Annotated in this window: 13 protein-coding genes; 4 read left to right on the forward strand and 9 right to left on the reverse strand. The window is 63.8% G+C overall.

What is annotated here, in order from left to right; genetic code table 11:
• Nucleotide 1: 1 nt before the first annotated feature.
• The 4 genes from CK220_RS07130 to CK220_RS07145 all read right to left on the reverse strand — a co-directional run bounded on the left by CK220_RS07130 (nucleotide 2) and on the right by CK220_RS07145 (nucleotide 2,597).
• Nucleotides 2–625 (reverse strand): hypothetical protein, encoded by a 624-nt coding sequence (locus CK220_RS07130; RefSeq protein WP_095810862.1) that lies wholly within the window; start codon nucleotides 623–625, stop codon nucleotides 2–4.
• Entirely contained in the window at nucleotides 612–1,775 is a 1,164-nt protein-coding gene (locus CK220_RS07135; protein WP_095811156.1) for a hypothetical protein, read from the reverse strand. The genes CK220_RS07130 and CK220_RS07135 overlap by 14 nt, the downstream gene beginning before the upstream one ends.
• 143 nt (nucleotides 1,776–1,918) lie before the next feature.
• Nucleotides 1,919–2,056, reverse strand: a complete 138-nt coding sequence (locus CK220_RS31820; protein ID WP_176479014.1) for a hypothetical protein — start codon at nucleotides 2,054–2,056, stop codon at nucleotides 1,919–1,921.
• A 238-nt stretch (nucleotides 2,057–2,294) separates the two neighbouring features.
• Complete coding sequence (locus tag CK220_RS07145; RefSeq protein WP_095810863.1) at nucleotides 2,295–2,597, reverse strand: DUF982 domain-containing protein; 303 nt, start codon at nucleotides 2,595–2,597, stop codon at nucleotides 2,295–2,297.
• Nucleotides 2,598–2,893: 296 nt separating this feature from the next.
• Here CK220_RS07145 and CK220_RS07150 point away from each other — a divergent pair, with 296 nt between their 5' ends.
• A complete protein-coding gene (locus CK220_RS07150) occupies nucleotides 2,894–4,351 on the forward strand; it encodes an NCS1 family nucleobase:cation symporter-1 (RefSeq protein ID WP_095810864.1) in 1,458 nt (485 codons plus the stop codon).
• Nucleotides 4,352–4,390: 39 nt separating this feature from the next.
• Here CK220_RS07150 and CK220_RS07155 read toward each other — a convergent pair whose 3' ends face one another.
• The 5 genes from CK220_RS07155 to tpiA form a co-directional block, all read right to left on the reverse strand.
• Nucleotides 4,391–4,930, reverse strand: coding sequence for a DUF1697 domain-containing protein (locus CK220_RS07155; protein WP_095810865.1), 540 nt, complete (start codon nucleotides 4,928–4,930; stop codon nucleotides 4,391–4,393).
• A 16-nt stretch (nucleotides 4,931–4,946) separates the two neighbouring features.
• Nucleotides 4,947–6,584, reverse strand: coding sequence for a CTP synthase (locus tag CK220_RS07160; protein ID WP_095810866.1), 1,638 nt, complete (start codon nucleotides 6,582–6,584; stop codon nucleotides 4,947–4,949).
• Between the two features lie 252 nt (nucleotides 6,585–6,836).
• Nucleotides 6,837–7,961, reverse strand: coding sequence for a L,D-transpeptidase (locus CK220_RS07165; RefSeq protein WP_095810867.1), 1,125 nt, complete (start codon nucleotides 7,959–7,961; stop codon nucleotides 6,837–6,839).
• A gap of 212 nt (nucleotides 7,962–8,173) precedes the next feature.
• Nucleotides 8,174–8,701, reverse strand: a complete 528-nt coding sequence (gene secG / locus CK220_RS07170; protein ID WP_095810868.1) for a preprotein translocase subunit SecG — start codon at nucleotides 8,699–8,701, stop codon at nucleotides 8,174–8,176.
• Between the two features lie 171 nt (nucleotides 8,702–8,872).
• Complete coding sequence (gene tpiA, locus CK220_RS07175; RefSeq protein WP_095811157.1) at nucleotides 8,873–9,640, reverse strand: triose-phosphate isomerase; 768 nt, start codon at nucleotides 9,638–9,640, stop codon at nucleotides 8,873–8,875.
• 144 nt (nucleotides 9,641–9,784) lie between these two features.
• Here tpiA and CK220_RS07180 point away from each other — a divergent pair, with 144 nt between their 5' ends.
• From CK220_RS07180 to trpC, 3 genes are read left to right on the forward strand one after another with little or no spacing between them, the layout of a single operon-like run.
• The gene (locus tag CK220_RS07180; protein WP_095810869.1) at nucleotides 9,785–11,677 is read left to right on the forward strand and encodes a peptidyl-prolyl cis-trans isomerase; all 1,893 of its coding nucleotides are present in this window, start codon (nucleotides 9,785–9,787) and stop codon (nucleotides 11,675–11,677) included.
• Complete coding sequence (trpD, locus tag CK220_RS07185) at nucleotides 11,674–12,684, forward strand: anthranilate phosphoribosyltransferase (RefSeq protein ID WP_095810870.1); 1,011 nt, start codon at nucleotides 11,674–11,676, stop codon at nucleotides 12,682–12,684. Before CK220_RS07180 ends, trpD begins: the two co-directional genes overlap by 4 nt.
• A gap of 4 nt (nucleotides 12,685–12,688) precedes the next feature.
• Complete coding sequence (gene trpC / locus CK220_RS07190; protein ID WP_095810871.1) at nucleotides 12,689–13,501, forward strand: indole-3-glycerol phosphate synthase TrpC; 813 nt, start codon at nucleotides 12,689–12,691, stop codon at nucleotides 13,499–13,501.
• The last annotated feature ends 1 nt before the right edge of the window (nucleotide 13,502 follow it).

Consider the following 13,502-nt stretch of genomic DNA (forward strand, 5'->3'; position numbering starts at 1 on the left):
ATCAGAGCGTGTCCAGCCGGAAAGATCTCAGCTTGATGGCGCGGTTGTAGATGTTGCTCGCGTCGGCGCTTTGCGGAATGCCGTCGGGATAGTCGATGGCCATGTCCAGTGTCGCCTTGCCAGCCAGCACGGCGTGCGGAATGACGAAGGACACAGTTGTCGCCACCTCGCCCGACAGCGTCCCCCGATACACCTCGGTGCCATTCGCCGAGACGACGATCCTCTGCCAGGTCTGCGGCGGGCGAATAACGGCGGCCATTTCCAGCGTCGCCCGAAGCCGGTCGCGGAGCGGCGGCAGGGCAAGGCGCAGACGAGAGCTCTCGCCCAGCGAATGGGTGCCGTCCGCCACTGGCCCCGACCAGCCGCAGACCATCATGGTGGTTGCTTCCCGTGCGCCGTCGGAGCGGAACGATACGGTCCGGCCTGGCGTATAGCGCCCCACGGCGTCCCGGTTGAGGCATGTCGTGGTCTTGTCGATGTAATAGGCGCGGTAGTCGTCGTTGACATTCGGGCTGAGGGCAAGCGCCAAGATGGCGATCTCGGCCGCCGCAAGCGCGCCCGCCAGCGCGTAGCCGCCAGCCAGGATTGCCGGCCTGGTCGATTCCGTCAGCTCAGACCAGCGCAAGATAGCCTCCAAGCCAGGCCACGGTCATGAAGTAGCAGGTGATGAGGAAGACGATCAGCGCAGCGACCGATGTCGCCTTCGAGATCGACAGCAGCACGGCCGTCAGCATTGTCAGCGGCGCGAGGCCGACGACATAGCGGACGATCGAAGCCAGGTTCGAGGTCAAAGGCAGGATGAGGGCCATCGCGCAAAAAAGCGCCGCGCCAAATTGCCTGCGCGCCGCCAGCACCGCCGCCAGCGCCAGTCCTATGATTGCCGTCAACGCGCTCCACTGCGGCGCAGTGGGCTGCCAGCCAGCCCCGGGATGATAGGACAGCCCCTCCCAGAGGAACAGCAGCGGGTTGCCCGCCACGCGCCCGAACGCGCGCTGGACATGGATGAACGCAAAACCGTCTCCGACCGTGACGTACAGATAGAGCATGTAAGCGAACAGGCCGGCGGGCGAGATAAGTATGGCGATGATGAGATCCGGCCGGCCGAGCAGCCAGCGCGGAAAGCCGATGAACGATCCGCCCTTCGCGCGATGCTCCTCGAACATGCGAATGACGATCGCGAACACGGCCAGCACGCCGACCACCCTCGTTGCCGAGAGCAGCGCGCAGGACAGCCCCGCGGCGAGATGGTTCGAGCGTTTGAGCGCCAGGAAGAGACATGACGTCAAAAGCACGAAGAGCGGCTCGGTGAGGAAGGTGGCGAAATAGAAGGAGAACGGGCCGCTCAGCAGGAAGGCGCAATAAAGCACATACGCCCGCATGTTCCTGTCCATGAGCGGCCATGCCACCAGGCACGAGAGATAGCCGCATGCCAGCGATGCCGCCGTCGCAATCGCGATCGTGGAGAAGGGCAGAATGGTGCGGACCGCCGCCACCAGCATCGGATAGAGCGGAAAGAATCCCCAGCGTCCGACATTGCTGTGGCCAGGAATGGGAAAGGACTCATAGCCCTGTTCGGAAATGCCCACATACCAGCTGCAATCCCACTTGCAGAACGCGCGGACATAGGCCGCCAGGTTCGGATCCGGTGATATCGAGGCAAAGGCGGCATAGCGGATGGCAATACCGCTCAACAGGAACAGCAGCGGCACTGCCGCCACCCCGATCACCGTGAGGGGAATGCCACTCTTCGCACGCGCCACATCTTCAACGGCCAAATCCGCCTCCAACCGTCCGGATGGCATCCGCGTCGGGGCTGGCGCCGCCAACCGGCCTAGCCGTCCCGACATTGCATACCTAAAGGGGCAGTGAGATTTTTAGTTCCGCTGCACCATATTGCCGTCCGGGCATGCCGCTGGCATCAGTGGACAATCTGCCGGTAGCGCCGCGCGGCCAGCAGGCCATGGAACGGCCCGGTAGCATGGATGAATGCGTTCACCACCTTGGCGAGGAAATAGGGCTCTCCGGTCTTCTCGTCCGTCAGCCAGTCGGTCGCCAAGGTCAAGGTCCAAGCGAACGATCTTAAAGAGCTGCATGACGTCCGTCTATCGCCCGGCATGCCGGGGGAAGTCATGATCCTGACCGGCGAACACACGTTGCTCGACTACATGCTGGCCCCGGTCGAAGCTTCGCTAGCGCGCTCTTTCAGGGAGAATTGAAACAAACGCCTAGGGGCGTCGGCCATAGGCCAACGCCTGATCATCGCAATTGTCAGCAGCCGCGGGGGCGCGACGCTGCTAGCGCCTTAGTGCGTAGACATTGTCCACGGACACGCCGCCCAGAGGCAGCGCCATCTCGTCGTCGAGAATCCGAGTGATGCGGGCAAAGCCGACAAAAGCTTTTCTCGCCTCCTCAGCCGACATCTTGCCAGCCATAGCTGCCGAGCAGCAATTCACGGCGCATTGATAAACGGGGCCGCGTCTTCCCGTTGGCCACTTCCGCAAGAACACCATCGCTTCGGAGACGCTGTCGACTTCCTCCAAGGGGTATCCCTGCCCACGCGCGATCCGCACTGGGGTAAAGAAATGCAAGCGATCCATCACTATCCTCCCGGTCGACCGCAAGGCGGCCGAACCCGCATAAACGCATGTCCAGGGGTTTGGTTCCATACAATTTTGGTTGCTGCCCGAAAAAGTTCGGAACCGGACGAAGCGCGGCTTAGCAAGCCGACTCAGTAGAGGCGATTCCTGTTTTGGCGCGACGAGAAGCGCGATTCTCATTGAATGACTTTAAGGCCAAAGCCGGCAAATGGATTGCTTGTCGGTTCCCTTGCGTCAGGCTTACCCTCACCAGTTAACGCGGGGACGCCGCGTTTTGCAAAAGGGGACAGGTTGCAATGACCATACAAGGCGCTTCGCCGGACCTCTACAACGAGGATCTGGCTCCGGCAACAGTCAGGAACTGGGGGCCGTTTTCAATCTTCAACGTCTGGACCTCCGACGTCCACAGCCTCTGGGGCTATTATCTCGCGGCGAGCCTTTTTCTGTTCTGCGGCGGCTTCGTCAACTTCATCATCGCCATCGGCATCGGCTCGCTGATCATCTATTTCCTGATGAACCTGGTCGGCTATGCCGGCGTGAAGACCGGGGTACCCTACCCCGTGCTTGCGCGCGCCTCCTTCGGCATCTGGGGTGCCAACATTCCGGCGCTGGTGCGCGCCGTCGTCGCCTGCTTCTGGTATGGCGCGCAGACGGCCGCCGCGTCGGGCGCGATCGTCGCGCTGCTGACGCGGTTGCAGTGGTTCGACGAATTCAATAGGACCTCGCATCTCCTCGGCCATTCCACGCTGGAGGTGATCTGCTTCGTCGTCATCTGGGCGCTGCAGCTTTTGATCATCCAGAAGGGCATGGAAACGGTGCGCCGCTTCCAGGACTGGGCCGGTCCCGCCGTTTGGGTGATGATGCTGATCCTGGCGATCTATCTATGCGTCAAGGCGGGGACCTTCGCCTTCACCAGCGATATTCCGATGGACGTGCTGCTCGACAAGACCAAGGATGCGGGCGTGCCCGGTGAGCCGGGATCGTGGACGGCGCTGTTCGCAGTGGCGGCAATCTGGGTAACCTACTTTTCGGCGCTCTACCTCAACTTCTGCGACTTCGCCCGCTACGCGCCCAACAACGCGGCGCTGCGCAAGGGCAACATCTGGGGCCTGCCGGTCAATCTGATCCTGTTCTCGCTGGTCGCCGGCGTCACCACGATCGCCGCCTACGACGTTTATCACGAGGTGCTGCTCCATCCCGACCAGATCTCGGCCAAGTTCGACAGCTGGTTCCTGGCGGCGCTTGCCGCGCTAACCTTCGCGGTGGCAACGCTCGGCATCAACGTCGTGGCGAACTTCGTCTCGCCGGCCTTCGACTTCTCCAACGTCTTCCCGCGTCAGATCGACTTCAAGAAGGGCGGCTATATCGCGGCGCTGATCGCGCTGGTGCTCTATCCCTTCGCGCCGTGGGAGGGCAGCGCTGCCTCCTTCGTCAACATCATCGGCGCGACGATGGGGCCGATCTTCGGCGTGATGATGGTCGACTATTATCTGATCCGTAAGGGCGAGGTCGACGTCAACGCGCTCTACCGGGAAGACGGCGAGTTCCGCTTCCAAGGCGGCTGGCACGTCAACGCCTTCATCGCCGCCGGCATCGGCGCGATCTTTTCCTCGATCCTGCCCAACTTCACCAACTGGCTGCCGTCCTGGTGGGGCGTCTATGGCTGGTTCTTCGGCGTGGCGATCGCGGGTGCCGTCTATTATGTGCTGCGCACCATGGCGCTGGGCGCCGGCGCACGGATGGCCAAGGCTTGAAGCAGACCGGGGCGGCGAAAGCCGCCCCTCTCCTTTCGACTATTTGCTGACCATCTCGGCCAACCTGCGCACCGTGTTCCAGTTGCGCGATGTGCCGATGCCCATGAGCTTGTGGTTTGCTGCGGCAAGCAGCCGCGAGCTCGGCCGCGCGCGCGAAAAGACGACCCATATATCGCCGTCGACCGAAAGCACCATCTCGCCCTCGGCGGCATAGGCCGTAAGAGCCGCTACGGCTTCTTTGGGCGCCGGCTGGCGCATCACCCGCACCGCGACCTGATCGCCGGCTTGTGCCGATTCGTCCGGGAACGGATTGGCGGCCGCGAGCTTCAGCCAATCCTCGGCGCCGCGCACTATGATGTCGACATGGCGGCCGAAAGTCTCTTCGAAGGCCTTTTCCAGCCGCCGTTCGAGACCCGAAACGCCGGCCGCCCGCGCCTCGAAGACCAGATTGCCTGTGGCGACCAGCGTGCGGACGTTTTTCAGCCCGATGCCTTCGGCCATCGCCTTGAGATCGGACATCACCACGCGCCGCCCCTCGCCCAGGATGATGCTGTAAAGCAGCGCGACGTAGGTTTGCATTGTCGCCAGCAACCGTTCAGACCAGCCGCGACTGCTCCACGGCCGCTTCGATGAAGCTTGCGAACAGCGGGTGCGGCTCGAGCGGGCGGCTCTTCAGTTCCGGGTGGTACTGCACGCCGATGAACCAGGGATGGTCGGGATATTCGACCGTCTCCGGCAGCACCCCGTCTGGCGACATGCCGGCAAAGACCAGGCCGCAATCCTCAAGCCGCTGCTTGTAGTCGATGTTCACCTCGTAGCGGTGCCGGTGGCGCTCGGAGATCTGCGTGTCGCGGTAGATCTCGGCGATCTTCGACCCCTTGGCGAGGTCGGCTTGATAAGCGCCGAGGCGCATGGTGCCGCCGAGATCGCCGGTAGCCCTGCGCTTTTCCAGCATGTTGCCCTTCAGCCATTCGGTCATCAGGCCGACGACCGGCTCCTCGGTCGGGCCGAATTCGGTGGACGAGGCATGCTCGACGCCGGCGAGCGACCGCGCAGCCTCGATGCAGGCCATCTGCATGCCGAAGCAGATGCCGAAATAAGGCACCTTGCGCTCGCGCGCGAATTTCGCGGCCAAGATCTTGCCCTCCGAGCCGCGCTCGCCGAAACCGCCGGGAACGAGGATGCCGTGCACCTTCTCCAGCCACGGCGTCGGGTCTTCCTTCTCGAAGATTTCGCTCTCGATCCAGTCGAGCTTCACCTTGACCCGGTTGGCGAGGCCGCCATGCGACAGCGCCTCGATCAGCGATTTGTAGGCGTCCTTGAGGCCGGTGTACTTGCCGACGACGGCGATCGTCACTTCGCCTTCGGGATTGTGGATGCGGTTGGAGAGCGCCTGCCAGGGCTCCATCCGCGGCTTCGGCGCCGGATCGATGCCGAAGGCGGCCAGCACTTCGGAATCCAGGCCTTCCTTGTGATACGCCATCGGCACGTCGTAGATGTGCGGCACGTCGAGCGCCTGGATGACGGCGCTCTCGCGCACATTGCAGAACAGCGAAAGCTTGCGGCGCTCTTCCTTGGGGATCGGCCGGTCGGCGCGCACCAGAAGGATGTCGGGCGCGATGCCGATGCCGCGCAATTCCTTGACCGAATGCTGCGTCGGCTTGGTCTTCAATTCGCCGGCGGTCGGGATGTACGGCATCAGGGTAAGATGCACATAGACCGCGTTGTTGCGCGGCAGGTCGTTGCCGAGCTGGCGAATCGCCTCCAGGAACGGCATCGCCTCGATGTCGCCGACCGTGCCGCCGATCTCGCACAGCACGAAGTCGTAATCGTCATTGCCCTCGAGGACGAAGTGCTTGATCTCGTCGGTGACGTGCGGGATCACCTGCACGGTGGCGCCGAGATAGTCGCCGCGCCGCTCGCGCTCGATGATGTTCTTGTAGATGCGCCCGGTTGTGATGTTGTCCTGCTGGTTGGCCGAGCGGCCGGTGAAGCGCTCGTAGTGGCCGAGATCGAGATCGGTCTCGGCGCCGTCATCGGTGACGAACACTTCGCCATGTTGATAGGGCGACATCGTTCCGGGATCGACGTTGAGATAGGGATCGAGCTTTTTGATCCGCGCGCGATAGCCTCGCGCCTGCAGAAGAGCCCCAAGAGCTGCTGCGGCGATGCCTTTTCCGAGTGAGGAAACCACGCCGCCTGTGATGAATACATATCGCGCCATGGGAGTCATCGCTTAACGCGGCCTGATTGATTCCGCCAGAGAAAAAACCGCCGCGAAGGCTTTTTCCCAAAATGGCGCTGGTGCCCGGATGGGCTTTTCTTTGAAGCATGCCGCCCAAAGCCGTGCAGTGGTTTCTGGGAGAACGGCAGGCATCAGGACAAAGACTCGAAAGCACGGCGCCAGCGTCTTTCAACGCGACGCGCTTCGATCAAAGAAAAAGGGCCGGTGGTGCCGGCCCTTTCGGCAGTCTGCTTCAACGCGTTAGATAATAACGACTTTGGTGCCGACCTTGACGCGACTGTAGAGATCCATGACGTGCTCGTTGATCATGCGGAAGCAGCCGTTCGAGGCGCTGGTTCCGATCGACTGCGGTGCAATGGTGCCGTGGATGCGCAGATGCGTGTCCTTCTTGCCGTCATAGAGGTAGATGGCGCGCGCGCCGAGCGGATTCTCGCCGCCCCCGGGCATACCATCCTTATACTGGCCGTAGTGCTTCGGCTCGCGCTTCTGCATGTCGAGCGTCGGGATCCAGCGCGGCCATTCCTGCTTGTCGCCGACGGCCACCGTCCCCTTGAACTGCAGGCCTTCGCGGCCGACTGCGATGGCATAGCGGCGCGCGGTGGAAAACGACTGGACGAGGTAGAGACGGCGAGCAGTCGTGTCGATGACGATGGTCCCGGGCTCATAGCCGGTGAAGGCGACGTCCTGCGGCACGAACTCCGGCTTCACCTTGAACGGCCTCTTGGCATCCTTCTTGGCGAGCGCCGAATCGAGCGCGCGGGTCTCCGGCAGATAATTGATCGAGGTCACCGAGGAACCGCCGAACAGGCCGGCGAACAGCCCGCCGCTGCTCGCCCGCTTCTGGCCGGGCTGTTCGCTGCGCAACTCACCGTTGTTGCCGGTGGCCGTGATGTTCATCGCCTCGGCCGGGATGGGCTCCTCGGTCTGGAGCGACGCGATCGGCGAAACGGGCGTGAGCGGTTCGATGATCTTGATAGTCTTCTTCCCCGGCTTCGCATCAGCCACTTCGGCCGGCGCGGCCGAACCCTTCTTGGAGAGCCATTCCTGACGCGCCGCATCCGCCTTGGCCTTGGCCGCCTCGCGCATTGCCAGCTTGCGGGCTTCGAGCGCCTTTTGCTTGGCCGCTTCCTTGTCGGCGGCGATCTTGGCCTCAAGCTTCTCGATCTGCGCGAGGTCGTCCGAAGTCGGGTTTTTCTTCTTCTTGAGAAGCCTCAGCTGCGATGCGTCGCTCTTGGCGGCGACGGGAATTGCGTCGGTCTTCTCTACCGACGGCGAAGCGGCCAGGTTTGCCGGTGAGGCAAAGGCCGCGGACCCCATGCCGAATACGGCACAGAATCCCAAAAGGATGAAGCTGCGAAGCTGCATGGCGAAGATCCGATTTTCTATGCTAGTTGCCCACGGCGTCGCCCGGCGCCCCCCAAGGACGCCGAAAAGTGCCGCACGCAATCTATAATCGATTAGCCAGCGCGCCCTCAAGCTGAGCGACGCGCTACATTTGGTTGAATCTTCGTGATCGAGCGGCATTTGCCGCGACTGTGTTCAAAGAACAACAGATCGCGGCAGCAATGCTTGTCCGGCTACTGGTTCGGAACCTGCGGGGTGACCGGCAAGGTCACGCCGTTCGTGGCCGGCGGCGTGGTCGGATTCGCGGGCGCCGGTGTTGCGGGAGCAGTGGCGGGAGCCGTCGTGGTGCCGCCATTCGACAGCGGCGTCGTGGTTGTCGTCGTGCCGCCCGACGGGACGGCCGGCGCGGTGCCGCCAGCCGGCGCCGCCGGCTTCGAGCTGCCCAGCGGACCGTTGGAGCCCGGCAATTGGTTGAGCACGCCCTTGCCGGCACTGTCCGAGGTCGAAGCCGGTGCCCTGTCGAGGATGTCGATCGGTTTCTCGCCGTAGCGGGCAAGGATCGAGAGCGCGAGCGAGGTCACGAAGAAAGCCGCGGCCAGGATCGCAGTCGCGCGGGTCAGCGCGTTGGCCGCGCCCCGCGCCGTCATGAAACCGGAACCGCCGCCAATGCCGAGACCGCCGCCTTCGGAGCGCTGCAGCAGCACCACGCCGACAAGGGCGAGCACGACCATAAGATGAACGACGATCAGTACGGTTTCCATAACTTATCCTGGCGAGGCCTTGCGCGGCCGCGCATACGACCGGTGATTTGGAGGCGGCTCCTTACAATGCTTTGGCGGCATTTCCAAGCCCGTGGCCGGGAATATGGGGAGCAATCCGGCCGTTGCAACGATTTGGGCCGTGCCCGTGCCGCCGCGGGCCGCCGTCTGCGGCTATGACATGTGCATATAGGCTTCGGCAATGGCGAGGAAGTCGGCCGCCTTCAGGCTTGCGCCGCCGACCAGCGCGCCGTCGACATTCTCGACGCCAAGCAGTTCCACCGCGTTGGACGGCTTGACCGAACCGCCATAGAGAATGCGCATCCGGGCCGCGGCATCGCCGAGCAGCGCCGTCAGCTTGCCACGGATATGGGCATGCGCCTCGGCGACGTTGGCGGCGGTCGGCGTCAGGCCGGTGCCGATGGCCCAGACCGGCTCGTAGGCGATGATGGTGTTGGCGGCGGTCGCGCTCGGCGGCACGGAACCGTCGAGCTGGCGCGACAGGACATCGAGCGTCGCCCCGGCTTCGCGCTCGGCGCGCGTTTCGCCGATGCAGATGATGGCCACCAGCCCAGCCCGCCAGGCGGCCGATGCCTTGGCGTTGACGATCGCATCGTCGTCGCCGCATTGCTCGCGCCGCTCCGAATGGCCGACGATGACATGGCTTGCGCCGGCATCCTTCAGCATCTCGGCCGAAATCTCACCCGTATAGGCGCCGCTCTCCTTGGGATGGCAATCCTCGCCGCCGGCGCGAACCGGTGTGCGCGAAAGGATCTCGGCGGCTTGGTGAAGCAAGGTGGCCGGCACGCAGACCAGGGCTTCGGTCTCCGCATCGAGGCCGCTCATGAAGCCGTTGCCGATCATCCTCAACTCGTTGAGCGAGGCGCTGGTGCCGTTCATTTTCCAGTTGCCGGCAACGAGCGGACGAATTCCAGGGGTCATGGCGTCGAGTTCTCCAGGCAACATAAGGCAGCGCCCTCACTACCAAAATCGGGCCACAAAGCAATCGACAGTGGGCCGGAAGGACGCTATTGCGCTTGTTTCAGAGTCGGCGCATGCGAAAATGCGCAAAAATCGGAAGTAGGCATGCTTGGTATTTTGAGAAGCGCGGCGGGCACCTGGGTCGCGAAAGCTTTGCTGTCCTTGCTGGTGGTGAGCTTCGCCGTCTGGGGTATTTCCGGGCGCCTGTCGGGAAGCTTGGCTGGCCATCATTCGGTGATCACCGCCGGCGGCACCACGGTTTCGATCAACGAATACCGCCTCGCCTACGACCGCCAGATCAATCTGCTGTCGCAGCAATATGGCCAACGCATCACGCATGAGCAGGCGAAGCTGCTCGGCCTCGACAACCAGGTTCTGGCGCAGCTCGTCTCCGGCGCCGTTCTCGACGAGCAGGCCCGCAAGCTCGGGCTTGGCCTTTCCAAGGACCGGCTGGCCGAGCTGACGCGCGAGGATCCGGCCTTCAAGGGCCCAGGCGGCCAGTTCGACCGCAGGACCTTCGAATATCTGCTGCGCGAGATCGGCATGCGGCCCGAGGACTATCTGAAGAACCGCTCGCAAGTGGCGGTGCGCCAGCAGATAGTCGAGGCGATTTCGGACGGCCTCAAGGCGCCGCAGACCTTCCTGAAGGCCGTCGCGCTCTATCGCGGCGAGGACCGCACGATCGACTATCTCGTCCTGCCGAAGACACTGGTCCAGCCGATCGAGGCGCCGTCCGACAGCGCTCTCAAAACCTATTTCGAAGCCAACAAGAAGAACTACGCCGCACCCGAATACCGCAAATTCTCCTATGTCCGGCTTGAGCCGCAGGACATCATGGACCCGACGGCGGTGACCGATAGCCAAGTCGCTGATGACTACAACAAGAACAAGGCGCGCTATACGACGCCCGAAATGCGCACCATCGAACAGCTGGTGTTCAAGACGCCGGACGCGGCCAAGGCGGCATATGACTCTCTGAAGACCGGCGCCACCTTCGACAAGATCGTCACCGCCGAGGGCAAGACCCAGGCCGATACCGTGCTCGGCACGCTGGCCAGGGACAAGATCGCCGACAAGGCGGTGGCCGACGCGGCCTTCTCGCTCAACGTCAACGAGGTCAGCCCGGTGGTTCAGGGCGCCTTCGGCCCGGTGCTCTTGCGCGTCACCGAGATCAAGCCGCAGGTGGTGAAGCCGCTTTCGGAAGTGTCCGACCAGATCCGCAAGGACCTGGCGCTCGGCGAGGCAAGCCGCGTGCTGCTCGACGTCCACGACAGCTACGAGGACACCCGCGCTTCCGGCGCCTCGCTAGCCCAGGCGGCCGACAAGCTGAAGCTCAAGGTCGTCACCATCGACGCCATCGACCGCACCGGCCAGCGGCCGGACGGCACGATCGTCAACGACCTGCCGCAATCGGCGGACCTCATCAAGGCCGTCTTCGAGGCCGAGCCGAACACTGAGAATGAAGGCCTGACCACTGCCGACAACGGCTTCGTTTTCTATGAAGTCCAGTCGATCACGCCGGCGCGCGACCGCACGCTGGACGAGGTTCGCCAGAAGGTCGTGGCCGACTGGACCTCGGCCGAGACCGACAAGCGGCTCACCGCCAAGGCTGGAGAGATGGAAAAGCGCCTCAAGGCCGGTGCGACGCTCGACGTGATCGCGGGCGAGTTGAAGCTCGAGAAGCAAACCAAGCGCGGCCTGAAGCGCGAAGCCGACGATGCCGATTTCGGCAAGGAGGGTGCGGCGGCCATGTTCGGCGTCGGCGAAGGCGGCACAGGCCTGATCCCCTCGCCCACCGGCGACGGCCAGATCCTGTTCAAGGTCGCCGAAGTCTTCGAACCAGCCGGGGCCGATGGCAGCTCTGTCCCGGAAGACGCGCAGAAATCTTTCAGCGCCGGCCTATCTGACGACCTGCTCGATCAACTGGTGGCGCAGCTGCAGTCGCAGTATGACGTTCGCATCGATCCGGCCGCCGTTTCCCAAGCACAGACACGATGAGCGCGCTTAAGACATATATTGCCAAGGTCGCCACCGGCACCGCGCTCTCCTTCGAGGAAGCGCGCGAGGCCTTCGACATCATCATGTCGGGCGACGCGACGCCGGGGCAGATCGGTGGCTTCCTGATGGCGCTGCGCGTGCGCGGGGAGGCCGTGAGCGAGATCTCCGGCGCGGTCGCCACGATGCGCGCCAAGATGCTCCGCGTCGAAGCCCCGCTCGGCGCCATCGACATCGTCGGCACCGGCGGCGACAATTCGCACTCGGTCAACATTTCGACCGGATCGGCATTCGTCATCGCCGCCGCGGGTGTCCCGGTGGCCAAGCACGGCAATCGCGGCCTGTCCTCGCTGACCGGCGCGGCGGATGTGCTGATGGCACTCGGCGTCAAGGTCGACATCGCACCGGAGACCATCGGCCGCTGCATCCAGGAGGCCGGCGTCGGCTTCATGTTCGCGCCAGCGCATCATCCGGCGATGAAGCATGTCGGCCCTGTCCGGGGCGAGCTCGGCACGCGCACCATCTTCAACCTGCTCGGGCCGCTGTCGAATCCAGCCGGCGTCGGCCGGCAGATGGTCGGCGTCTTCCTGCCCGAATGGATCATGCCGGTGGCTGAGACGCTGAAGGCGCTGGGCACCGATCATGCCTGGGTCGTGCACGGCGACGGTTATGACGAGATTACCACCACGGGCGAGACGCAGGTCGCAGAACTCACCGGTGGCGAGATCCGCACCTTTACCCTCACCCCGGAAGCGGTCGGCCTGAAGCGGCATGACAAGGAAGATCTGCGCGGCGGCGAAGCGGCCTACAATGCCAGGGCATTGCGCGATATGCTGGGCGGCGCTGCCGGCGCCTATCGCGACACCGTGCTGATGAATGCCGGCGCCGGGTTGGTGGTGGCCGGCAAGGCGACGACGCTCGGCGATGGCATTGAGGCAGCAGCGCAGGCCATCGACAGCGGCCGGGCGCTCACGGTGCTCGACAAGCTCATCGAGATTTCGAACGGTTAGAATTTTGTCCGATATCCTGCGCAAGATCGAAGCCTATAAGCGCGATGAGATCGCCGCCGCGAAGCTCAGCGCGCCGCTTGCCGAGGTCAAGGCGAAGGCGAAAGATGCGGAACCCCCGCGCGGCTTCCTTGCGGCGCTTGAGGCCAAGCGGAAGGCTGGCGGCTTCGCCCTGATTGCCGAGATTAAGAAGGCCAGCCCTTCCAAGGGCTTGATCCGCGCCGACTTCGACCCGCCGGCGCTCGCCAGAGCCTACCAGCGAGGCGGTGCAGCCTGCCTTTCGGTGCTGACCGACGTACCGTCCTTCCAGGGCGCGCCCGGCTTTCTGACCGCAGCGCGCGCCGCCGTTAGCCTGCCCGCCCTGCGCAAGGATTTCCTCTTCGATCCGTACCAGGTTTATGAAGCCCGCGCCTGGGGCGCGGACGCGATCCTCATCATCATGGCGAGCGTCGACGACGCTTTAGCCACCGGATTGGAAGCGACGGCCTTCGATCTCGGCATGGACGTCCTGGTCGAGGTGCATGACGAACAGGAGATGGAACGCGCGCTTCACCTCTCGTCGCGGCTGATCGGCATCAACAACCGCGATTTGAGAACCTTCGAAACCAGCCTGGACGTTTCCGAGCGGCTTGCCGCCCTGGTCCCGGCCGACCGGCTGCTGGTCAGCGAGAGCGGCATCTTCACCCATCAGGACTGCCGCCGGCTGGAAACGAGCAAGATCGGCACCTTCCTCGTTGGCGAAAGCCTGATGCGGCAGGCCGATGTGGCCGCCGCGACCGCCCTTCTGCTGACGGGCAAGGCGCCGGCCGAGGCCGTTTGAG

Origin of the sequence: Mesorhizobium sp. WSM3860, from assembly GCF_002294995.1 — a bacterium.
Taxonomy (GTDB): domain Bacteria; phylum Pseudomonadota; class Alphaproteobacteria; order Rhizobiales; family Rhizobiaceae; genus Mesorhizobium.

Bases quoted from the DNA above. Each gene is read 5' to 3' on its own strand.
- CK220_RS07145 (WP_095810863.1), bottom strand. From the start codon at position 2,597: ATGGATCGCTTGCATTTCTTTACCCCAGTGCGGATCGCGCGTGGGCAG.
- CK220_RS07150 (WP_095810864.1), top strand. From the start codon at position 2,894: ATGACCATACAAGGCGCTTCGCCGGACCTCTACAACGAGGATCTGGCT.
- CK220_RS07155 (WP_095810865.1), bottom strand. From the start codon at position 4,930: ATGCAAACCTACGTCGCGCTGCTTTACAGCATCATCCTGGGCGAGGGG.
- CK220_RS07160 (WP_095810866.1), bottom strand. From the start codon at position 6,584: ATGACTCCCATGGCGCGATATGTATTCATCACAGGCGGCGTGGTTTCC.
- CK220_RS07165 (WP_095810867.1), bottom strand. From the start codon at position 7,961: ATGCAGCTTCGCAGCTTCATCCTTTTGGGATTCTGTGCCGTATTCGGC.
- secG (WP_095810868.1), bottom strand. From the start codon at position 8,701: ATGGAAACCGTACTGATCGTCGTTCATCTTATGGTCGTGCTCGCCCTT.
- tpiA (WP_095811157.1), bottom strand. From the start codon at position 9,640: ATGACCCCTGGAATTCGTCCGCTCGTTGCCGGCAACTGGAAAATGAAC.
- CK220_RS07180 (WP_095810869.1), top strand. From the start codon at position 9,785: ATGCTTGGTATTTTGAGAAGCGCGGCGGGCACCTGGGTCGCGAAAGCT.
- trpD (WP_095810870.1), top strand. From the start codon at position 11,674: ATGAGCGCGCTTAAGACATATATTGCCAAGGTCGCCACCGGCACCGCG.